The 22,782-nt window shown below is 34.8% G+C and carries 23 protein-coding genes, 1 pseudogene and 1 other annotated feature; of the genes and pseudogenes, 20 read left to right on the top strand and 4 right to left on the bottom strand.

Annotated elements, in window-relative coordinates:
• Nucleotides 1–103: 103 nt before the first annotated feature.
• Nucleotides 104–241 (bottom strand): hypothetical protein, encoded by a 138-nt coding sequence (locus RUH74_RS13385; RefSeq protein WP_313800808.1) that lies wholly within the window; start codon nt 239–241, stop codon nt 104–106.
• Nucleotides 242–495: 254 nt separating this feature from the next.
• On the opposite strand from RUH74_RS13385, the gene RUH74_RS13380 reads away from it, so the two are divergent.
• Nucleotides 496–999: a hypothetical protein gene (locus RUH74_RS13380; protein WP_313800807.1), complete on the top strand. Its 504-nt coding sequence runs from the start codon at nt 496–498 to the stop codon at nt 997–999.
• A 651-nt stretch (nt 1,000–1,650) separates the two neighbouring features.
• Complete coding sequence (locus tag RUH74_RS13375) at nt 1,651–2,493, top strand: DUF2935 domain-containing protein (RefSeq protein ID WP_313800806.1); 843 nt, start codon at nt 1,651–1,653, stop codon at nt 2,491–2,493.
• Between the two features lie 132 nt (nt 2,494–2,625).
• On the opposite strand, the gene RUH74_RS13370 is transcribed toward RUH74_RS13375, so the two are convergent.
• Entirely contained in the window at nt 2,626–3,342 is a 717-nt protein-coding gene (locus tag RUH74_RS13370) for a hypothetical protein (RefSeq protein ID WP_313800805.1), read from the bottom strand.
• Nucleotides 3,343–3,452: 110 nt separating this feature from the next.
• Here RUH74_RS13370 and RUH74_RS13365 point away from each other — a divergent pair, with 110 nt between their 5' ends.
• The 5 genes and pseudogenes from RUH74_RS13365 (at nt 3,453) to RUH74_RS13345 (ending at nt 8,268) form a co-directional block, all read left to right on the top strand.
• Complete coding sequence (locus RUH74_RS13365; protein WP_313800804.1) at nt 3,453–4,205, top strand: gluconate 2-dehydrogenase subunit 3 family protein; 753 nt, start codon at nt 3,453–3,455, stop codon at nt 4,203–4,205.
• Nucleotides 4,206–4,254: 49 nt separating this feature from the next.
• The gene (locus RUH74_RS13360; protein ID WP_313800803.1) at nt 4,255–5,970 is read left to right on the top strand and encodes a GMC family oxidoreductase; all 1,716 of its coding nucleotides are present in this window, start codon (nt 4,255–4,257) and stop codon (nt 5,968–5,970) included.
• A gap of 22 nt (nt 5,971–5,992) precedes the next feature.
• Entirely contained in the window at nt 5,993–6,178 is a 186-nt protein-coding gene (tatA, locus tag RUH74_RS13355; RefSeq protein WP_313800802.1) for a twin-arginine translocase TatA/TatE family subunit, read from the top strand.
• 187 nt (nt 6,179–6,365) lie between these two features.
• On the top strand, nt 6,366–7,373 hold the full coding sequence (locus RUH74_RS13350) for a ketoacyl-ACP synthase III (RefSeq protein ID WP_313800801.1): 1,008 nt from the start codon (nt 6,366–6,368) through the stop codon (nt 7,371–7,373).
• A gap of 272 nt (nt 7,374–7,645) precedes the next feature.
• Nucleotides 7,646–8,268 (top strand): annotated as a pseudogene (locus RUH74_RS13345) (nitroreductase family protein).
• A 59-nt stretch (nt 8,269–8,327) separates the two neighbouring features.
• Here the strand turns inward: RUH74_RS13345 and RUH74_RS13340 are convergent.
• Nucleotides 8,328–8,765, bottom strand: a complete 438-nt coding sequence (locus tag RUH74_RS13340; protein WP_313800800.1) for a GNAT family N-acetyltransferase — start codon at nt 8,763–8,765, stop codon at nt 8,328–8,330.
• A 206-nt stretch (nt 8,766–8,971) separates the two neighbouring features.
• Here RUH74_RS13340 and RUH74_RS13335 point away from each other — a divergent pair, with 206 nt between their 5' ends.
• The 4 genes from RUH74_RS13335 (at nt 8,972) to RUH74_RS13320 (ending at nt 13,257) form a co-directional block, all read left to right on the top strand.
• Nucleotides 8,972–9,544, top strand: a complete 573-nt coding sequence (locus RUH74_RS13335; protein ID WP_313800799.1) for a helix-turn-helix domain-containing protein — start codon at nt 8,972–8,974, stop codon at nt 9,542–9,544.
• A gap of 287 nt (nt 9,545–9,831) precedes the next feature.
• Entirely contained in the window at nt 9,832–11,004 is a 1,173-nt protein-coding gene (locus RUH74_RS13330; protein WP_313800877.1) for a CynX/NimT family MFS transporter, read from the top strand.
• Nucleotides 11,005–11,252: 248 nt separating this feature from the next.
• Nucleotides 11,253–12,542 (top strand): histidine--tRNA ligase, encoded by a 1,290-nt coding sequence (locus RUH74_RS13325; protein ID WP_313800798.1) that lies wholly within the window; start codon nt 11,253–11,255, stop codon nt 12,540–12,542.
• Nucleotides 12,543–12,813: 271 nt separating this feature from the next.
• Complete coding sequence (locus RUH74_RS13320; protein ID WP_313800797.1) at nt 12,814–13,257, top strand: SRPBCC family protein; 444 nt, start codon at nt 12,814–12,816, stop codon at nt 13,255–13,257.
• Nucleotides 13,258–13,331: 74 nt separating this feature from the next.
• On the opposite strand, the gene RUH74_RS13315 is transcribed toward RUH74_RS13320, so the two are convergent.
• A complete protein-coding gene (locus RUH74_RS13315) occupies nt 13,332–14,135 on the bottom strand; it encodes an MBL fold metallo-hydrolase (RefSeq protein ID WP_396230036.1) in 804 nt (267 codons plus the stop codon).
• A gap of 48 nt (nt 14,136–14,183) precedes the next feature.
• Between RUH74_RS13315 and RUH74_RS13310 the strand changes: the two genes are divergently transcribed.
• The 9 genes from RUH74_RS13310 (at nt 14,184) to RUH74_RS13270 (ending at nt 22,736) form a co-directional block, all read left to right on the top strand.
• Nucleotides 14,184–14,639 (top strand): GNAT family N-acetyltransferase, encoded by a 456-nt coding sequence (locus RUH74_RS13310; protein ID WP_396230034.1) that lies wholly within the window; start codon nt 14,184–14,186, stop codon nt 14,637–14,639.
• A 132-nt stretch (nt 14,640–14,771) separates the two neighbouring features.
• Entirely contained in the window at nt 14,772–15,092 is a 321-nt protein-coding gene (cutA, locus tag RUH74_RS13305; RefSeq protein WP_313800795.1) for a divalent cation tolerance protein CutA, read from the top strand.
• Nucleotides 15,093–16,081: 989 nt separating this feature from the next.
• Nucleotides 16,082–16,296: a binding site (T-box leader), on the top strand.
• Nucleotides 16,297–16,342: 46 nt separating this feature from the next.
• The gene (gene argS / locus RUH74_RS13300) at nt 16,343–18,031 is read left to right on the top strand and encodes an arginine--tRNA ligase (RefSeq protein ID WP_313800794.1); all 1,689 of its coding nucleotides are present in this window, start codon (nt 16,343–16,345) and stop codon (nt 18,029–18,031) included.
• A gap of 24 nt (nt 18,032–18,055) precedes the next feature.
• Complete coding sequence (locus RUH74_RS13295) at nt 18,056–19,285, top strand: MFS transporter (protein ID WP_313800793.1); 1,230 nt, start codon at nt 18,056–18,058, stop codon at nt 19,283–19,285.
• 123 nt (nt 19,286–19,408) lie between these two features.
• A complete protein-coding gene (locus RUH74_RS13290; protein WP_313800792.1) occupies nt 19,409–20,134 on the top strand; it encodes a beta-ketoacyl-ACP reductase in 726 nt (241 codons plus the stop codon).
• Nucleotides 20,135–20,172: 38 nt separating this feature from the next.
• Nucleotides 20,173–20,628: a GNAT family N-acetyltransferase gene (locus tag RUH74_RS13285; protein ID WP_313800791.1), complete on the top strand. Its 456-nt coding sequence runs from the start codon at nt 20,173–20,175 to the stop codon at nt 20,626–20,628.
• A gap of 152 nt (nt 20,629–20,780) precedes the next feature.
• Complete coding sequence (locus RUH74_RS13280; protein ID WP_313800875.1) at nt 20,781–21,206, top strand: SRPBCC family protein; 426 nt, start codon at nt 20,781–20,783, stop codon at nt 21,204–21,206.
• Entirely contained in the window at nt 21,207–21,539 is a 333-nt protein-coding gene (locus RUH74_RS13275) for an ArsR/SmtB family transcription factor (RefSeq protein ID WP_313800790.1), read from the top strand. It begins immediately after the preceding gene.
• A gap of 162 nt (nt 21,540–21,701) precedes the next feature.
• Complete coding sequence (locus RUH74_RS13270) at nt 21,702–22,736, top strand: DUF3231 family protein (RefSeq protein ID WP_313800789.1); 1,035 nt, start codon at nt 21,702–21,704, stop codon at nt 22,734–22,736.
• Nucleotides 22,737–22,782 lie beyond the last annotated feature (46 nt).

Genomic DNA, 22,782 nt, shown 5'->3' with positions numbered 1-22,782 from the left:
ATGTAGTTAGCATAATGGGATGAGAGTTTCAAATAAATTGTATGTTCAAATATAAAAAATAAGAACCCGTAATAATAACTATTACAGGTTCCTATAAGTATTATTATGGTTCAATTGGGCAAGGTTTTGTAGGAATAGGACATTTGGAGTTGTTTGCAGTAATCGGTGTTGCTAGTGCACTTGATGTAATGCCAAACACTAACAATGTAGCAAATAAAGCAATAGATAGTTTCTTTTTCATATAAACACCTCCTTTTTGCTGATATATTTAATTCTATCATATTTTTTACATATTATACATATTTTAGGAGGTTAATATAAAGATAGGACCTAAGTAGGAGTGTATGCATTTTTTAAAATAGAATGGTAATAAGTATGAAGGAAATTCCATAATTAATATTTCTAGAAAAAATTTAAAGGGCTCTAGTAAAAGCAGATCGAATTAAAAACTAAACCAAAGCTTTACACATTGAAATTCTTATGGAGGAGGAATTGGTGAATACATTTCTGAAAATTGTTTTTTCGTCATGGTTATTGTTTGTTTCTGGATGTGAAAGTAAAGAGGGGTTAGATCATAATGCTCGTTTAATTGCTTCAGAAAAAAGGATCCCTCTCTCATTTGATCAAATGTCAAGAATTGATCAAAAGTCCAATAGCAAGTTTGTAATTATGAGAATTAAGAATAATGAAGACTACCAAAAAATGTGGGATACATTTCAATTCAAACAAGACTTAAAAGAAGTTGATTTGGATAAAAAAGATGTAATTTTTTTAGGTCTATATGAATCAAGTAGTTGTCCCTATTCTATTAAAGAAATCAATCCTGCAGAAAAATCAAAATTGACAATAATTTTTTCAGATATCGAAGGAAATTGTACGGTTGATGAAAGTCCTCGTAGCTTTGTAATGGCTATAGACAAAAAGTTTTCAATGAATATAGAAGAAGTGTTACTTGTTCAGGGTAAACAAAAGATTGTGTTACCAATAATAGAGAAATAATCAAATAGCAAGTAATTTTTGTGTGATGGATTAAAAAAGAAATACTGTATTAACTTGGCTTTTTTCATGTTACGGGACTAGGCTCAGGAGCATTTTTGTTTCCAAAAATGCTCTCTTTTTATGATCTTATTTAAATCAGAAAGCTTTATTTCTGTGATAGCTTTAATCAGGTTAGCGGCGTCTGATTTATTTAACTGAACATACATATTATTTTCTTTAGTCATCTTTGAAGAATCATTATTTGGATGAATCCAGACGGAGCATAGCACAACTTTTGATTTTATATTAGGATCTACATACGTAAAACTAAATGGGAAGCCAGTTTCTTCTACTATCTCTACACTATCGCATGTTGAAGGATAGCTAAAGCCACTTTCTTAGCATGAGTAATTCCTTTAATATCTACATTCATTAATTTTTTGAACTATGATTTATTGCCGTTCATTATTAAAACAGTTTGAAGTGACGAGTACAAATAATATAAGGACAAAAACCGTTTTAAATCGAGGCATAAAGCTCCCTCCATTTTAATTTTATTTGACGTTATGATTGCTTCATTAAAAAAATTTTTTGATAGGCAAGTATTTTTATGAATTCTCCTAATACAATTTAAGTGATGGTTTCTAATCTTGGGTAAGGGGGGACACCGTGATGAATACGAACTCACAAGATTTGAATAGGGGAATGAATGCAGAAATGTTCGTTACACGATCTTTAGATGAAATTCGTTTTTGGGCAAGAATTATGAAGGAACATTCATTATTTCTCAGGTTAGGTTTTCGATGCGATGATACACAATTAATTGAGGAGGCAAATCAATATTATCGGCTGTTTGAACAAATAGAACAACGAGCACATACATTTACTCATCAAACGGATCCGCAACAAATTAAAAGCTTTAATTCAGAAGTTCAGCAAGCCGCCACTGGTATATTTGCTTTTAAACGAAAGGTATTAGGGTTAATTTTGACATGTAAATTGCCAGGGGCAAATAATTTTCCTCTGTTAGTAGATCATACAAGCAGAGAGGCGAATTATTTTAGAAAACGATTAATTGAATTAAATGAAGGAAAGCTCAAACCACTAGCGGATGCAATTATTAAAGAAAATGTTTTTTTCTTAAGAATAATGGCTGATCACGCTAAATTTATTGGGCATTTACTTGATCCATCGGAAAGAAAGCTTGTTGATATGGCACGAAACTTTAGTAATGATTTCGATACTTTAGTTTTTCAAGCTAGAGATCTAGAGTCAATGAAACCTCAATCTCAAACAGTCCCTCTTTTAGATCAATTCCTTGACGAGAACCGGGTATCAGTCGTATCGCTTCGGGACTTTAAGAAGACTGCACGTGACTTGATCGAAGAATGTAAAATAAAAAGTATTATCCATCCCCTGCTGGCGGACCATGTTTTCCGTGAAGCTGAAAGATTTCTTGAAATCATCGATATGTTTGAGACTCATCTTACAGGGGGAAAACCTAAACATAAATAGACGTTTTATAACCATTAGACGTTAAAAGAATGGCTAACTCAAAAAAATCGTCTTTATTAACGACCTATTGAGTCAGCCTCTTTTTGTGTATAAAATCAAAATCCGAAAAATAGCTATTCTTCCGTTTGTTCGTTATTTTTCCTTTGTCATTTTAATAAGCGTAATAATATCTTTTGACACGGCATCGTACGGAACGGCGTCTGCTTTTATATCATTTTTAATCTTTTCAATCAGCTTAACCGCATCAGGATTTGTTACTGTAAGTGTTTGAACGTTTCCATTGAAGACCTTGTTCATGAAGCTTTTTGCCTTTATCAGGTTATCATCTTCATCTTGACTAGCTTTGTTAGGTGTATTTTTTTGGTTTTGATCTTTTGTAGACATTCCATCGACACCCTTGAGGGTGTGTTCCTGCATAGAATCGTATTGAGTAGATGTCACTTCAGGGGTTGCACGTGCGAGAATGACGGTGTCATCAAGAACAAATACTTTTATCCCATTGATTCCCTCTCCTCCTAATCTGGATTCAAGATGAGAAGAAATTCCGCCATCATGCAGCCCTGAGCTCCCTATTAGGCTGTATACATTTGTCCCTGTTCCATGAGAGGTTCCCCCATGTTCATCTGTTGTTTGTCTCTTTTCTCCGTTTTCACTAGGAATAATTAAGCCATCATCTAAATTCCTTGTTGAGACACTTTTATCATATACGTTTGTTGCTGGTGATCCATGTACGCCATGCTTGCCTTCCTCCGCTTTAACGGTTTCATCCATCCCATTATGTTGCCCTGCACATGCTGTAAGGAATAGAACCCCACTAAAGATTGCTGCTTTTTTCCAAGTTTTTTTCATATTCTTCCACCTCATTTAAAAAGATTTAAAATTATCATGCCCAACTTTTTTTTATGTATGAATGAATTTTTTGGGGGCAATATAACCTTAAAATGTAGGAGGTGGACATTATGCCAGAAAACACCAAACAAGAGGAAAAGAATGAATCTCTTTCCCGTCGAAGATTCCTCAAGAGTTCAGGTATCGCTATTGGAGGGTTGGCTGTAGGTGGTGCATTAGGAAGTTTAATTCCATTTAAAGAAAAAACAAATGTTGACAAAGTAAAAAATGTATCCAAAGCAGAAAACTATAATTTAGCACTAATGTATTTTACACAAGAGCAATTTAGAATGGTTGAGGCTGCAACTGAGCGTATTTTTCCGGCTGATGATAATGGACCGGGTGCAAAAGATTTAGGGGTAGCTTTCTTTATTGACCATCAGCTAAGTGGGGATTGGGGCTTTAATTCAAGGGAATATATGCAGCCTCCTTTTTTCAAAGGGGAAAAGGTCCAAGGGTATCAAGGGCGAATTAGGAGAAGGGAAATTTTCGATATCGGTTTACGAGAACTTCAAAACCATAGCTTAGCAAAGTATAAAAAAGGTTTTATCGAACTGAATGAAGAGGAGCAAGACGATATTTTATCTGACTTTGCAGAGGACAAGGTTAATCTTACGACGATTTCTGCAAGCGGATTTTTTAATATGCTTAGGAGCAGCACATTAGAGGGTGCCTATAGTGATCCATTGTACAGCGGTAACCGCAATATGGAGGGCTGGAAAATGCGGAACTATCCTGGCAGTCAAATGGCCTATACGGATGTCATTGATAAAGAATTTACCGTGATTCCGCCAGTAAGTTTAAAAGATCACCTAGGACATTAATCGCAGTTAGGAGATAAGCTCGAAATTAACAATGAATGAGGTGTAGGAAGTGGTAAAGAAATTACCGAAGACAGATGTAGTGATCGTGGGAGTAGGCTGGGCAGGCGGCATTATCGCAGCTGAGTTAACTAAACAAGGTCTAAATTGTGTAGGCTTAGAAAGAGGGAAAGAGCGAAAAACAGAAGATTATTTTATGGTTCACGATGAGCTGCGCTATGCACTAAGATATGAGTTAATGCAAGATCTCTCGAAGGAAACGATTACTTTCAGAGGGAATGAAAAAATTCGTGCATTGCCAATGCGGCAGTACGGGTCCTTTCTTTTAGGAGATGGATTAGGGGGATCCGGCGTTCATTGGAATGGCCAGACATACCGCTTTCTTCCGTATGATTTTGAAATTCGCAGCAAAACGATTGAAAGATACGGGGAAAAAAAGATTCCTAAGGATATGACCATTCAAGATTGGGGCATTACATATGATGAGTTGGAGCCATATTTTGATAAATTTGAAAAAATGGCTGGAATTTCTGGAGAAGAAAATCCACTTGGCGGGAAAAGATCCAACCCATATCCAACCCCTCCGATGAAAACAACACCTGTTCTTGAAAAATTTAAGAAGGCTGCTACGAATCTAAAGCTTCACCCATACAATCGGCCTTCTGCCAATCTATCTGAAGCTTATACAAATCCGGACGGTGTATCACGTGCCGCTTGTCAATATTGTGCGTATTGTGAGAGGTTTGGGTGCGAATATGGGGCAAAGGCTGATCCTGTTGTTACCGTTCTTCCAGTAGCAAAAAAGACTGGGAAATTTGAAATCCGCACGCATTCTAATGTTAGACGCGTGTTAAAAACAGGGAATAAGGCAACTGGAGTTTTATATGTCGATACAACAACAGGGGAGGAGGTTGAACAGCCTGCAGATATTGTTGTTTTAACTAGTTATGTATTTAATAATGTTCGATTATTACTACAATCAGGCATTGGACGACCATATGATCCGAAGACAGGGACCGGAGTGATTGGAAAAAATTATGCTTACCAGGTTCAAAAAGGAAGTGCAACGGGGTTCTTTGAAAAGGAAGAATTTAATACCTATGCTGGAGCAGGATCACTAGGGATGGTGATTGATGATTTTAATGGAGATAATTTTGACCATTCTAATCTGAATTTTATTCATGGTGGCTCAATTGCCATTTCTCAAACAGGTTTAAGACCGATTGCAAATAATAAGGTTCCTAAAGGAACGCCATTATGGGGGAAAGAATTTAAGGCAAATTCAATCAAATATGCGAATCGCACGTTATCTGTTGGCGGACAAGGGTCAAGTATGCCATTTAGGCATCATTATTTGGATCTGGACCCTACGTATAAAGATGAATTTGGAGATCCGCTTATTCGGATCACCTATGATTTTGAGGAGCAGGATCGACAGTTAGCAAAGTATTTGACTGAACGATGCGTTGAAATTATGAAAGAAATGGGTGCCGACCAGATTGATTCAATGGAGGAACTGGGTCCTTATGATATTACAACATATCAGTCTACCCATAATACAGGTGGGGTGATTATGGGGGCAGATCCTAATACTTCTGCGGTAAATAATTATTTGCAAATGTGGGATGCAGAAAACGTTTTTGTTATCGGTGCTACAGCATTTGCCCATAATGGCGGCTATAATCCTACCGGCACAGTAGGCGCATTATCATATCGGGCAGCTGAAGGGATATTAAGCTATAAGCAAAAAGGCGGTATCCTCGCTTAAACAGTGAAATGAGGGGGCAAATATGCTTTCGAATATAGGAGTACCTGGATTAATTTTGATTTTAACTATCGCTTTAATTATTTTCGGACCGAAAAAACTCCCTGAAATCGGGTCTGCTTTCGGTAAGACGTTATCAGAGTTTAAACGGTCAGCCACATCGATTATTGATGAGGAAGAGACCATAGAAACTAATAAGGAAGATCCATAAACATAATATGTTTGAATTTGTACGAAAGAAGAAAGCACCCTAATAGGTGCTTTTCTTGTTTCAGATAATGATAATATGAACCATATGATTAGAAAAAATAGGAATTTATTTGCTTTCAACAAAAAATAACACTATAATTAGTACCAGGTACTATTACTAACTTCTAATTAAGATTTGGGGTGTAAAGATGATAGGCGCAAGAATTACAGCAATAGGGACATATGTTCCTGAAAAAAAATTAACAAATTTTGATCTTGAGCAAATGGTTGAAACAACTAACGAATGGATCATTCAAAGAACAGGTATTCGAGAACGGAGAATAACCCGTCAAGATGAATTTACAAGTGATATATGTGTATCAGCTGTAAAGGACTTAATGTACCGATTTAACAAAAAAGTTGAAGATGTAGACATGGTAATAGTAGCAACAAGCACACCAGATTTTCCATTTCCTTCAGTCTCAAGTATCATCCAAAACCAGTTAAATATCTCTCAAACAGGAGCCATTGATTTAAGTGCAGCATGTGCTGGATTTGTTTATGCCTTGCATACTGCTCATAGCCTAATTTCTTCGGGTCTTCACAAAAAGGTATTAGTGATTGGTGCTGATACACTCTCGAAAATAACTGATTATACTGATAGAAGTACATGTATTTTATTTGGCGATGGAGCCGGTGCTGTTTTAGTTGAAAGAGATGAAGAATCAAAAAGCTTTATTGGATTCCATTTGGGAAGTGATGGGAATGGATCGCAACATGTATACCGTACAGGATTATCAAAAAAGGTCAATGGAATTGAGTTAATTGATACGCAATATCTTGTACAAAATGGGAGAGAAGTATTTCGATGGGTTGTTAGGAATGTCCCTGAAAGTGTAAAGCAAATTTTAGAAAAAACACAAATGAGTACAGAACAAATAGATTGGTTTATTCCCCATAGTGCGAATTTAAGATTGATAGAGCCCATATGTGAAAGATTGAGATACCCAATAGAAAAAACTCTATATAGTTTAGTCAACTTTGGGAATACATCTGCTGCAACCATTCCTTTGGCTCTTGATCTTGGATTGAGAGAAGGAAGAGTCAAAAATGGTGACAGAGTTCTAATGTATGGTTTTGGATCAGGGCTGGTTCATGCGGGACAACTTTTAGAAATTAATTTTGACGAGCAGATTCATACGCCTGAACTTCTCTGAAATAACCGACTACCGTAATATTCAGGATATTACGGTAGTCGGTTAAAAAGAATGTATAGATGAGTATAAGGGGACAAATCATTGGTAATTGGTTTAATGGTACTTAATTTTTTTCAAAACAGTTATTGACTATTAAATAGATTAGTATTACAATTATCTCGAATTGAATATATTTTAACTAAAGATAAATAACGAATACATAGTCAAAGAACAGTTATTATGCTTTTGAAACATTTTTTTGTTTGCAACAACAATTATTTAATATGAGGAGAATGGGAATGGATTTTGTAAATTTAATGAAAGAAAGACGTTCTGCAAGTAATTTTTTACCAGATAAAGAAATTAATCAGAAAGAATTAAATGAAATTTTTGAATTGGTAAAGCTTGGACCATCAGCTTTTAATTTACAACATACAAATTATATAACTGTAATGGACCCTGGTTTGAAAGAAAAAGTAAGAAAAGCAGCAAAGGCCAATATAAAGTTTCAAGTGCGTCTGCAGTTATTTTTGTTATTGGTGATAAAAAAGCTTATCAGCAGACTGCTGAAATATATGAAGGTTTAAAGCTATTAGGAATAGTAAATAAGCAAGAATATGATCACATGGTAAATGATACTATCTCCTTCTATGAATCAAGAGGGGAAGAATTTCAAAGAGACGAGGCAATCAGAAATGCATCACTATCTGCCATGCTATTTATGCTAGCTGCTAAGGAAAAAGGGTGGGACACATGTCCAATGATCGGATTTAATCAAGAGGAGATAAAAAATTTATTAAAGATTGATGAACAATTTGAGGTCGCATTGATGATTACAATAGGGAAAGAAAAGCTTTCAAGCAGGAAACCTAGGGGCTATCGAAAGCCTGTTAGTGAATTTGTAACATACATTTAATGACTAAATTGCATGTAAAAAAGCAACGTCTTTGAAAAATAGATGTTGCTTTTTTTTATTTATAATTGTTTATACATAATAATATGTGGACCAATAGGGGGATAATCAAAAACTTCACCATGTACTTGAAAACCTAACTTAGTATAATATTCTTGTACCGACGTTCTTCCCTTGCACCATAACAGGTTAAAGCCTTTTTCTTTAATTAAATTTTCTCCAAAACTAATAAGCGATCTCCCAGCACCTAATTTTCGAAATTCATCAAGAGTGGCCATTCCTCTTAAGCGATATTGCCAATTTGATCGAAAATCAGGATTTTTCTCGATACAAAATGAGGCTATACTAATTAGTTCGCGTTGGTAAAAGGCTCCCACATGAAAGGCATCTGCATGATGGTCAGTCTCATATTTGCAGTCTTCCACTGTCTGGTGGGGGCGCAAAACGCTATGTCTAATATTGTAGGTCATTTCTGGCTTGATTTTTCTAATCTCAATCATGCTATACCTCCCATATTTTTCAAATGTATTATTAAGACTATATAATATATATTTCAAGAATTATTTTATTAATCCTGCCAATATAAAAATTTGAATTACTTTAAGATGGTTAAAAATTTGTTTATTAAACACTGTAAACTATAATATAAGGTAGTTACCTTTATCATATTTTGGATATTTCAATGACAATTTTAGGTGAGGTTAAAATGAATAAAGAACCAGATGAACAAAAACAAGTCGTGTTACAAGTTGGAGCTGTATTAAAAAAACTGCGTAAAGAAAAAAATTTGAGTCTTGAAGATTTATCGGAACAATCGGGAGTTAGCAAGCTAACACTAGGAAATATCGAGCGGGGTGACACAAACCCAACAATAGGAATGTTGTGGAAGATATCGAAAAGCTTATCGATCCCACTTATGACCTTATTTTCAAATGGGGACGACAGTGTGAATTTGTCACGTGCCGGGAAGGGATTAAGAATATCTGGAGAGGAGAAAAATTGGGCAATTGAACCTATTTTCCAGAATGTAAATAATGAGGTGGAAATGTATCGGGCTTATCTACAACCAAATAGCTCGTATTTTCCAGAAAAACATCACCAGAATACAACAGAAGTTGCGACAGTAATGTCAGGAACCATTTCCATTCAAGTTAATAATGAATCATATACACTAAACAAATATGATTCAATTAGTTTCCGTGCAGATGGGAATCATTCTTATTCAAATGATTCAAACGAAATGGTAGTCCTCCATATTATATTAAAATATGGGGTCTAATCATGATGATTTTAAGGTAGATAATCTAGAATAACCCTCTATCATTTAATAAGATAGGGGGTTATTCTTATGAGATTACGGATTATGCTAAGAATATAAAATGATAGACATATTACAAATAGTATATTATATTGTATTAAATAAAAATAAAAGTATATTAAAGTTTATTCGAAGGTGACATATCGTTACAGAAACGTTTAACAACTGGAGGAAGCACCATGGGTACAATAAAGCAAGCAAGAAATAAAGAGGAAATAAATTCAGCACAAAATGGCCAAAAATCACCAATGGTTTGGGTAATGATCGTTGGAATCATAGTTATTGCATCAAACTTACGTTCCCCTTTAACTTCGGTAGGACCACTAGTAGGTTTTATTAGGGATTCAATGCATTTTTCAAACACCTTGGCAGGGATGATCACAACATTGCCATTACTTGCATTTGCATTTTTCTCACCTATAGTACCTAGGTTAGGTCGAAAATTTGGAATGGAACCTATTATTTTGGCATCTATTGTTTTTCTTACAATCGGAATCATTTTACGTTCACTTTCTGGAGCAGCAACTTTATATATTGGTACAGCTGTCATTGGATTGGCTATCTCTGTTTGTAATGTATTGTTACCTAGCCTTATAAAAAGAGAGTTTCCTACAAAAATTGGCTTAATGACTGGTGTATACTCCATTTCTATGAATCTACTTGGAGCAATTGCTTCTGGTATTAGTGTTCCAATTGCGATTTATTTAGGATTTGGCTGGCAAGGTGCATTGGGAATATGGGGGGGATTAAGTTTTATATCCATTTTAACCTGGCTCCCGCAAATAAAACATCGCAATCGGAGTGCGGGCAGTGTTCATATGATAACAGATGACAGTAGAGTAAATGTATGGACTTCGACAATAGCATGGCAAGTATCATTGTTTATGGGCTTACAGTCCATGCTGTTTTATGTACTAATTGCGTGGCTGCCTGAGATTTTAATGGTACAAGGCATAAGTTCAGATCAATCTGGCTGGTTGCTGACTATAATGCAGTTAGCTTTGCTTCCCTTTACATTTATCGTTCCTGTCATAGCGGGACGAATGTCCAGCCAATATTCCCTTGTTTTCATAACGTCAGGTTTGTTTTTAGCTGGAACGCTTGGTTTGTTATACGGTAGTTCAAGTCTAATTGTTTTGTGGATGATTTTATTAGGGATTGGCGGAGGTTTTGCCTTTAGTTTAGCAATGATGTTTTTTAGCCTCCGGACTAAAAATTCTCATCAAGCAGCAGAACTTTCAGGGATGGCACAATCAGTCGGTTATCTGCTTGCAGCTATCGGCCCAACGCTATTTGGTTATATACATGATAGAACTAATAGTTGGACGATCCCTCTTCTTATTTTGAGCGGTGCATCAATATTGCTTTTTATATTTGGACTAGGCGCAGCTAGGAATCGTTTTATCTCGTCTAGCAAATAGAAAAAAGATTTGCTGTTTATCTTAAGGTATGGTAAATTAACTGGAAATAAGAGGTGGCTAAAATGTTTACATTAAAGAAAATTATTTCATTGTCTCAATTACATCATCATATGCAATAGCCTTGCTATACGATTTTAAAAATCGCTAATAGGAAGGTTATTTATCAATCAACCGTATTTGATTAAGTTTTCTACACTTACATCAAGTGCGGTTTTTTATTTTACAAAAAATAATGGAGGTCACTCAAAATGAAAAAAATGAATGTTGTGCAAAATGTAAAGGGTACACAGGATTACTTGCCTAATGCTGAAATGGTAAGGAAGAAAATTACGAAAATATTAGAAGAAACATTTGTTCAATACGGCTGTAAACCTTTAGAAACACCGATATTAAACTATACAGAATTGCTTGCTTCAAAGTATGGAGGGGGTGCTGAAATTTTAGAGGAAATGTATACACTATCAGATAGAGGAGAGAGAGATCTCGCTTTAAGATACGATCTTACAATTCCTTTTGCAAAGGTAGTTGCAATGAATCCAACAATTAGAATGCCTTTTAAACGGTATGAAATTGGGAAAGTATTTAGAGATGGTCCTATTAAAGCTGGTAGGTTCCGTGAGTTTACTCAATGCGATGTTGATATTGTCGGAGTCGAGTCTCAAATTGCAGAGGCTGAATTAATGAACATGGCACTAGATGCTTTTAAAAAACTTGAGTTGAATGTAGTGATACAATATAACAATCGAAAATTATTAACTGGCATGCTCGAATTCTTTGGTACAGATAATAAACTGATCAATAAAGTAGTACTAATACTTGATAAAATTGAAAAAGCAGGTTTAGAAGCTGTACTTGCTGAACTTACTGAACTCGGGCTGCACGCTTCAACAATAAGATTAATCGAACAATTTTTAATTGATCGTAATAATAAAAAATACAGCTACTTTGAGCATGCTGCTAAAAAAAATATTCTCGTTAAAGAAGGAATCGAAGAGTTAAAAGAGCTTGAAATGTATTTGGAATATCTTGATCTAAGTGGACAATGTGTATTTAATCCATTTTTAGCAAGAGGTTTAGAAATATATACGGGAACTATATATGAAATTTTCTTAGTGGATCTTTCAATAAAGTCCAGCATTGGAAGTGGTGGAAGGTATGACAATGCTATAGGTGGGCTCATTGGATCAAATGAAAGAATTTCAACAGTAGGAATTTCATTTGGTTTAGATGTAATTTATTCTGCAATTACAGCGTCAAATAATTTTATTACAAAAAGTTCGCATGTTGATTTTTATATCATCCCATTAAACACAATGAAAGAATCGCTGCTGCTGGCACGTTATTTAAGAAATAAGGGTTACAATGTTGAGTTAGAATTAGGAAGTAAAAAGATTGGTAAGGCACTTGATAAAGCAAATAAGGAAAAAATTCGTACCGTCGTTATAATCGGTGAAGATGAAGTCAAAAATAATCAATATAAAATGAAAGATATGGGATCTGGAGAAGAAAGATATGAAGATTTTGTGTTTAAAAAATAAGAAATCATTTACGATACAATGAGTATGAAAAGATCGTGGCTTATCTTTTAATACCCAGCCAAATAATTTTAATTTCTGTCTTCGTTTTGTTAATAATTAAGACAAATTTTTTGGGAATGTCTGGTTAATTGACATAATGTTAGAATGAATTATATGTGAGTTATAGTATAATCTAATTCATTCTCGTTCCAGTAAGGTAATAGAAGATAATCTATCATTCATTAAATCATGTTTAAAAACATGCAATCATATCATGGAGGTTTGGCTTAAAATGAATACACAAATTACTACAAAGTTTAGAATACAATGTTCAGCAAAAGAGATTTTTGAGGCGATAGTAGATCCGGAAAAAATCGGTAACTTTTGGTTTTCCTCCAGTTCACAAAGGTGGGAACAAGGAAAGCGAATTACATTGAGGTATGATGAATATGGTGCAGAAGGGGTTATTAATGTATTAGAAGTTGACCAAAATAAGAAAATCGTCTTTGCTTGGGGAGCGGACCAAGATAATGAAACGATTGTTACCATTACAATCAATGAGTTGGAAAAGATGAATACAATAATAGAAATAAGTGAATCAGGATTCAAGGAAAAGGATCCAGAACTAGTTAATAAAATGATTGGACAAAAAGAGGGCTGGGTTTATATGTTATCCTGTTTAAAATGTTATTTAGAGAATGACGTTAAGAATTTGAGAGCTTCCTTACTCCATTAGATTAAAATCAGTCTATAAAGATTGTCAGCCTCCTGGTATAGCAGGTATCTAGTTTTTGGAGGCTGCTATTATTTTTACCCTTGAATGATCGAGTCTATAATGTGTATAGAGTCCCATTCCCTTGAAGAGAGTAAGATGATGGCATATTTTCTAGGAAAGAGGATATTTTTTATCTGAATAGGTGTCATCCCTTTGTTATAGAGATTGATCACTTTTTCCTGGAGTTCTAATAAATAATTCAGTTTTCTTTCTAAGGCATGACGCCCATTTTCTAAATAGCCAGCATGGGAGCAGAACACATCTTCAAAATTATAAGTTAATACTCGTTTTAGAGACTCAATAATTGTTGGAATAGATTCCTCGCGTAATATGACCTTTGTTTTTTCCTGGCAATATAAATCCCCAGTAAAAAGCTGACCCGTTTGTCGATTTAAAAAAGCCAAATGATCAATTGCATGACCAGGAGTTTTTATCACATCCCATGTTGTATTGCTTGAAGAAAAGGTGTCTCCAATTTTCTGTGCACGGAATGGCAATCGTTTTCCCCAAAATAACTTTCGATACATTGGGTAATCGGCCTTCTTTGTACAATATTCAATCATTTTGTCATTCATATATATAGGCAATTGTAGTTCTTTCTGTAAGAAGGCTGCACAACCAGTATGATCTTCGTGAAAATGAGTAATCACTACTTGAGAGATATCTTGTTGCCGGAAAAATGGCATGTATAGATGTTCTAATGATTTCGCTCCCGTATCAATTAAAATACCATCAACAACATAGCAATGAACATTTAATTGTATCCCTTGAAAAGATACAGAGCCGTATCCTGATTGAACTCCATTTATCGTCTGATGCTTGAATTTTCTGAAAATAATTATTAATAATTAATTATAGATTGAGAAGAGTATAAAAATTACGGAGGAATGAAAGTGAAACAAAACGATATCAAAATTATAAAATATGCACCTAAGTATGGAAAACAAACAGTGGAGATGTGGCGAGAAAGTAAGGAACAGGCAATTGGTCAGAAAGAAAATCATAGTTTTGATCGTCACTTATATTTTTTAAATCATATATTGCCTGAAAATTTCCGTATAGATTTAGCGCTTATTAAAGAAAAGGTAGTTGGAATGATAGCCTATAATGCTATGGAAATAAATCAACTCTATATACATATAGATTTTCAAGGAATCGGTATTGGTCAAACTTTACTTGATCGAGTGAAAGAACAATCAAGCGGAAGATTAACGTTATATACATTCGAAGTAAATGAAAATGCGCAACGATTCTATGAAAAGCATGGATTTAAAATGATAGGCAGAGGACATGAAAATGAAGAAAATTTACCTGATATTCAATATGAATGGATAGCTAAATAAAGTAGTAGAATCCACATTAGTGTATGAAAGCAGAAGGATCATATTTTCGTTGTTTAAGGGTTGCTTATTGCTCTATTTCAAAAAAAGTTTTTCATAAGCTTAAATAAATAGGAAGATTAGGAGAGTATATAAATGGAAATTAAGTATGTCAAAGTTGAGGTTTTATTGCCGGAAGAATACATTGAAGAGTTAAGGAATAGGCTAAATGATATTGGTGCGATAACTGTAGGCAAATACGATCATGTCATTTCATACTCAGTTGTTTCGGGGTTTTGGAGACCATTGTCGGGATCTATGCCATTCAATGGGGATGTTGGTGAAATTTCTTCTGGAACTGAATGTAAATTGGAGTTTAAATGTTTATACGAAAATATTGAAGAGGTGAAAAGTCTCATAAAAAGTGTTCATCCTTATGAGGAGCCTGTTATTAATATTATGCCATTGCTGGGTTAAAGTATTGGAGGAATAATGACTATAAGAATGGGACATATACCTTTAACAAATTTGGTGGGGGTGTATTGGTGTTCTAGTTGCAATTGACGGATTTAATAGAGGCTCCATATTTGCTTGTATTTTATTAGTTGTAACACTTTTGGGTACTTGGTCCGGTTATGATGCAGCGGAAAACCATATAAATGCACACAGTGGACATTCACCAATCAGTATGAAAGAAAATGCTTACTTTACGATGGGAATTGTTCTTTTATATTCTTTTTTTTTATTTTTCCTTATCGTATTTATGAATGCGCTAAGAGTATATAAGGAGTAATCAAGTGAGATAAGAAAAATTGAATCATTCTAATCAGTTTTGTTAGGGTTGTAAATTTTTTCAAAAACCTTTTGAAAGCCGAAATTTAAAAATGCATCACCCAATATTATCAAAAAGAAATAAAGGGATTTCACATTTATTTTAAAGAAGTTCGTTTTTCTGAATAGAGCAATGACAGGAAATGCATAAATTACATCCGCTATGAAATTGATTAAAGTATATATGAGAAACTTTCCTTTTGATAAATAAAAGAACCAAATATTTAAAACAAGGTAGGGTCCAAAAACAAGAAGTAACGCAGTATGCAGCATTTCTTTTTGTTTTCCTTTTACCTTCCAAAGTTTATACGCAGAAAAAAGGAAAATTTCTCCTAAAAGGATCATAGAGGAAAATAAAGTAACAGGCAAATATTTGATGAACACTTGTTTTTTATTTGGCAGAAAGATCACCGTAAGCCACGAAATGATAAAGATGGCTATTCTAATTCTAGGCTGCATCATTTCATCATTCCTTTATTATAAAAAATATTTATTTAAGCGTTTCTTAAGGAAAGATATATTATTCCCATAAAAGATAAAAGTACTAACTGTATAAGAGTATTTTTATTTATCATAAAATACAAATTAGTATTGCAATTCCTGCCCAAAGGGATATAATAATTTAAAATACTTTTAAAAAATCAATGACAAAGAGAGTAGTTATATGTAACGTCAAAGCGAGTCAGGGACGGTGGAAGCCTGATCACGGAGCAGATAATGAACCGCACTTTAGAGATGCCTTCCTGAATGAAATGTAGGGATGGCCGGGGTGAACCCCGTTATCAAATGGAGTGGTTTTTTAAAACAAGTAGAGTGGTACCGCGGGTTAATCAATAATCCCGTCTCTTTTTCTTAGAAAAAGAGGCGGGATTTTTTTATTTGAGGAGGAAAGAGAAATGGAGTATAAAGTGGCATTTGCAGATGTCCTGTACGATCATTTAAAAGATTATATAGGAAAAAGTAAGTTGATGAATATGATTGAAAAGCCTAAATTTGAAAATATGGGCGATTTAGCGTTTCCTTGTTTTGAATTAGCAAAAATTTACCGTAAGGCACCCCAGACCATTGCAATTGAACTCGCACAAAACTTGAGACTGCCAAGCGTTTTCCAAAATACGAAAGCGATGAATGGATATGTCAATGTGTTTTTAAATAAAAGAGAGGTCTCCTCACATATTATTCATGAAGTAATCTCAAGCAAAGAAAAATATGGGAATAATAACATTGGCAATCAGGAAGTGATAACGATTGATTTTTCATCCCCTAATATTGCGAAACCTTTTTCAATGGGTCATCTACGTTCAACAGTAATCGGGAATTCACTTGCTCTTATCTCGGAAAAATGTGGGTACAAGCCGATTAGAATAAACCATTTAGGGGATTGGGGCACGCAATTTGGGAAATTAATTGTAGCCTATAAAAGGTGGGGAGAAGAAAAGAAGGTAAAAGAAAATCCGATCAAAGAGCTGCTAAAATTGTATGTTCAATTTCATGAAGAGGCAGAACTTGATCCAAGTTTAAACGATCAAGGAAGAAGCTGGTTTAAAAAGCTTGAAGAAGAAGACGAGGAAGCTTACGAACTATGGGAATGGTTTAGAGACGAATCTTTAAAAGAATTTTCGAAAATATATGCATTGTTAGGTGTGAACTTTGATTCAACTCATGGCGAGGCATTTTATAATGACAAAATGGATCATGTAGTTAAGTTACTAGTCGAAAAGCAATTATTAAAAGAATCAGAAGGAGCAAAAGTAGTAGAAATTAACGACAGTTTACCTCCATGTTTAATTAAGAAAAAAGATGGAACGACTCTGTATGCTACCCGTGACTTAGCTGCAGCCATTTATCGACAAAATCATTACGGATTTGTTCAGTCATTCTATGTTGTAGGAAATGAGCAAACTCTCCATTTTAAACAAATATTTGAAGTGCTGTTAAAAATGGGCTATACATGGCATGGAGGACTTAAGCATATTTCTTTTGGTATGATACTAAAAGATGGGAAGAAAATGTCTACACGTAAGGGAAAAGTTGTATTATTAGAAGATGTATTAAACGATGCCATAAACCTAGCGAAAAAGAACATTTTAGTGAAGAATCCAGAGCTTGAATGTAAAGATACAGTTGCCCGACAGGTTGGTGTCGGTGCAATTATTTTTCATGATTTAAAAAACTATCGATTAAATGATATAGAATTTTCCTTGGATGACATGCTGCGGTTTGAAGGAGAAACTGGACCCTATGTTCAATATACACACGCACGTGCATCTTCAATACTGAAGAAGGGGAATTATGTGGAAAGCAATGAGAAGTTTGTCATTACTGATGATGAAGCCTGGACGGTAATAACAAATCTTATGGCTTTTCCATCTGTCATTAAGCGTGCATTTGATGAATATGATCCATCTCAAATGGCAAAATACGTACTTGAACTATCTAAGTCATTTAATAAATACTATGGATCAGTTCGGATTTTAGCTGATCATGAACAGAAACAAGCGAGATTATCATTAGTATTTGCTGTTCAAATCGTTCTAAATGAGGGGCTGAGACTATTAGGAATTGAAGCACCAACAGAAATGTAAGGAAAAACAATGAGGTGATTTCTAGTGAATCGTTCTTTTTATGCTTTATTAGTTAGTCAAACATCAACGAATCTCGGGTTTGCTTTGTATACAATGGTCGTTGTTTTACATCTTTATAATGAAACAGGTTCGACCGCATTGTCAGCAGCTGTCACCTTAGTTAGTGTCATCGCACGAATGGGAAGCGGACTTATTTTGCCTGCTGTATCGGATCGATTTCAGCTTACACAATTGTTAAAGTTTGCTCAATTAAGTCAACTTCTATTGCTGGGAGGCTTATTTGTCCTTTTTCAACAAAAACATACGGCAGCCATTTTTGTGCTTATCTTTATAGTACTAGCAATTATCTCCTTTTTTAATGGCTTTTTTTCGCCAATCAAAAGCTCTTTAGTTAAAACGATTGTCGATGAAAAGAATAGGGTGAAAGCGAACAGTCTCATTGCAAGTGTAGATCAGACTTTTTTATTTGCAGGATGGACATTTGGCGGTATGCTGCTTGCTTTTTTAGGGAAAGAAGCAGCATTTGCCATCACATTTGGACTCCTAATCATTTCAATCATATGTTTATTTTTAGTGAAGGTACATAAGTCATTGTCTATTCAATCCCAGGAAAAAATTCTTGTTAAGCTAACTAGCGGTTGGAAACATCTTTTTAAACATAAGGGATTAAGAATTTTAGTGATTATGGATTTAATGGAAGCATGGGTTGGAACAATATGGATTGGTGCTGTTACGTTAACCTTTGCACAGGAAGCCCTAGGAAAGGGAGAAACTTGGTGGGGGTATATAAATGGCGGCTATTATTTAGGCACTATTTTAGGTGGCATAATTGTATTTCGCTTTTCAAAATGGATGCAAGGTCGCTTAACCCTTTTTATGCTGGCAGGTTCTTTCTTTTTTGGCTTGCTTACGTTTATTTATGGATTCGTCTCTCATCCATATCTGGCATTAGTTCTTGTTCTATTAATGGGTCCAGCCTATCAAATGAGAGATTTGGCACAGGAAACAATGTTTCAAAATAGTGTTGATGATCAAACTTTGACAAAAATACTTGCCGCACGATCAACACTTACTCAGTTGATTTTTATTTTTTCCGTTATTGGAATCGGAGCTTTAACAGACCTTATTGGTGTTCGATTCATTTACATTTTGTCAGGCGGTGTATTGTTACTATCAACTCTTTATGGCTTTATCCATCTTCATATGAAAGGAAACGGATCGTCTTTAGACGGTGAAAAATTAAAAGCTTCATAAGAAATTTGCCATAGTTAATTTATTATCAAAATTCTTCTATCATTTGACCACAATCATCTTATACAAGTGTGTTAAACTATAAATGTGTAAATTCTGAATTTTGATTTTAAAAGGGTGGTACATATGAGGTTACAAGGAAAAACAGCTGTTATTACTGGTGGAGCAAGTGGCATAGGTTTAGAAGCAGTTAAACTTTTTGCTAGGGAAGGCGCAAATGTTGCAATGATCGATTTTAATGAAAAATCGGGAAAAGAACAGGAAAACGGCGATAACATTTTATTTTTCCAAGCTGACGTGGTTGTTCGAGAAAGTGTTGACCATGCAATCAAGGGTGTAATCGAGGCATTTGGAAAAATTGATATTTTAATAAATAATGCAGGAATTACTAGAGATGCTACCTTACGAAAAATGACGATTGAGGATTTCCAAAAAGTGATAGATGTTAATCTGACAGGTGTCTTTCATTGTACCCAAGCGGTCCTACCATTTATGCTAGAGGCAGAGAAAGGAAAAATCATCAATACTTCCTCGGTTTCAGGAGTTGGGGGGAATTTTGGACAAACGAACTACTCTGCTGCTAAAGCGGGTGTAATTGGATTAACAAAAACGTGGGCAAAGGAATTAGGAAGAAAAGGAATTAATGTAAATGCGGTTGCACCTGGTTTTATCGAGACGGACATGATAAGTACGATACCTGAACATATCCTCATGCAAATTAAATTAATTACACCTAGTAACCGTCTGGGAAAGCCAAAGGATATTGCTAATGCATATTTATTCCTAGCATCAGATGAATCCGATTTTATAAATGGACATGTATTAAGTGTTGATGGGGGAATGATGAAATAGTTCAACACCATATTTACTTTGATAGAGAGGGAAATGTAATGATTAAAGAAATAGATATTACTAATAAATTGATTGCTGAAGATGTTCTGAACATTCAAATTCCGTCGTACCAGATAGAAGCTGAAATAATCGGTTATTCTGACATCCCGCCATTAAATGATACAATTTCTGCATTGATGAATTGCGGAGAAACATTCATTGGTTATTACATAGATGAAGAGTTAAGTGGCGCCATTTCTTTAAAGAGAGACAAGGATGAAATTGATATCCACCGGCTGATGGTGCACCCAAAGCATTTTCGAAAAGGAATTGCAAAGAAGCTTCTAAATTATATCGAAAGTAATGCAGCCGGGATAAAAACACTAATCGTATCAACCGGCTCCAAAAATATGCCTGCAATTTATTTTTATGAAAAATTTGGCTTTGTAAAAACAGGAGAAATCATTATAAACGAACAGTTATCTCTTACTTCTTTCTTAAAACGAATAAAATAGACTTATTAAGGGGCTGTGGGACAGCTCCTTTTTTTGTCATTTTAGGACATAATAGGTGACATATAAAGTAGCTTGACATGGAACCAAAAGGTGTTATAATATTCAACGTGAAACCAAAAGGTGTTATATTAACTGCTAAGAGGAGCGTTATGATGAGAGATCAAAATAGAATTAAAGATATCGAACAAAAAGTGATAATTGAGGCACCAATTCAAAAGGTTTGGGAGAAAGTAGCAAATGCAGAGGGGATTGCTGCATGGTTTATGCCAAATGATTTTAAGGCAGAGGTAGGCTATGAATTTCATTTACAGTCACCTTTTGGCCCATCCCCATGCAGGGTATTAGAAATAGATGAACCACACAAACTTTCCTTCTCATGGGATACCGATGGTTGGTTTGTTTCATTTTTATTGAAAGATTTAGATGGAAAGACAGAGTTTACACTCATTCATGGTGGATGGAAAGAAGAAAATGAAATTGTACCAAAAGCGGGAGAACAAGCTTCTGTTATTCGTGATCGTATGAATCAAGGGTGGATTGGCATTACAGGTAAGCTTAAAAAGGTTGTGGAGGGCTAAGTGTCTCAAGCTCCACAAAAGCATGATGTCTTTCAAGCGATAGCAGACCCTACTCGCAGGGAAGTTCTTCGGCTGCTTTCTCAAAAAGAAATGCCAATTTCAAAAATCACTGCATATTTTCCAATAAGTCGAACTGCAATTGCCAAGCATCTTCACGTACTAAGCGATGCAAAATTAGTAAGTGGACGTAAGGAAGGCAGAGAAAGAATTTATCAGCTGCACCCTGAACCTTTAGAAGAAGTCCAACAATGGATTTCGTTCTATGAGAAATTTTGGAGCAATAAATTATCTATTCTTAAACATATTGTTGAAAATGATGACAAAAATCATTAAATTGGATCCAGACCGACAATCAATTGCGTCGGTCTTTTTCTATACAATTTTCGAGCAGATCCCTTTCATGTAACTTGAATTTTGGAGAAACAGAGTCACGACAGTATATATTTCGTCCGGAAGAAAATACTATCAAAAAAATCGGACGAAGGAGATGTTATTTTGCAACCCATAAAGCCGATTAAATTAGGTGCTAATAAATCAAGCACTAATGAAAAACTTAGTTCTGCAGAAATGGGGAAATTGTGGGCAACCTATATGGGGAACAGCATGTCTAAGTGTATTTTAAGTTACTATCTTCAACATGTTGAGGATAATGACATTAAAAGCCTACTAGAAAATGCATTAAGTCTATGCAAGGAATTTATTCAAACGACTACTGAAATATTTCAAAAGGAGAACTTTCCGATACCAAAAGGATTTGGCCCAGAAGACGTTAATCTAGGAGCCCCGAGATTATTTCAGGATGAATTCTATGTTCATTACTTAAAATATATTGCAAAGGCAGGATTAAGTATATACAACATTGCAGTTCCAATCGTTTTTCGTAAGGATGTTAATGAGTTTTTTATTCATTGTTTGCATTCCACTATTTCTTTGATGGAGCAGATAAAGGAAATATTAATGAATAAAGGATATATGATAAAGCCACCGATTATCCCAGTTCCAGAAAAAGTGGACTTTGTACAAAATGATTTCTTAAATGGTTTTTTTGGTCATGTCCGACCTTTACATGCCTTAGAAATTGCACATTTTTATGATAATATAGAAAATAATGTAACTAGTAAAGCACTCATAATGGCATTTGCGCAAGTGGTAAAGGATGAGAAGATTAGGGAATTATTTGAAAGAGGAAGAGACGGTACAGCCAAAAATGTAGAACAATATATGAAAATGCTGCTTAAAGAAAATTTACCTACACCTACTTTCATTGATGATTTAGTGACAAATTCTACATTTTCTCCATTTTCAGATAAACTAATGCTCTATCATAAGATGGATATGTTTACGATGAAAATCAGAGCATTCGGAAATTCATTAGCAGTAAATGGAAGGCATGATATTGGAGCCCTTTATACGAAATCTTTTATGAAAGTCAGCGTTTTTGTGGAAAATGCTGCAGAAATTATGATAGAAAAGGGCTGGATGGAACAGCCGCCTTATGCAATTGATCGAAAAGAATTAGCGTCTAATTAGAGGTTATCCTGAATGGCTTCATTCAGTAAATAATGTTATTCTTTAA

This window comes from Cytobacillus sp. (assembly GCF_032154635.1).
In the GTDB taxonomy this organism is placed as follows: domain Bacteria; phylum Bacillota; class Bacilli; order Bacillales; family Cytobacillaceae; genus Cytobacillus.
The sequence above is the reverse complement of the archived record's forward strand: the minus strand, read 5'-3'. Positions and strand labels throughout refer to the sequence as shown.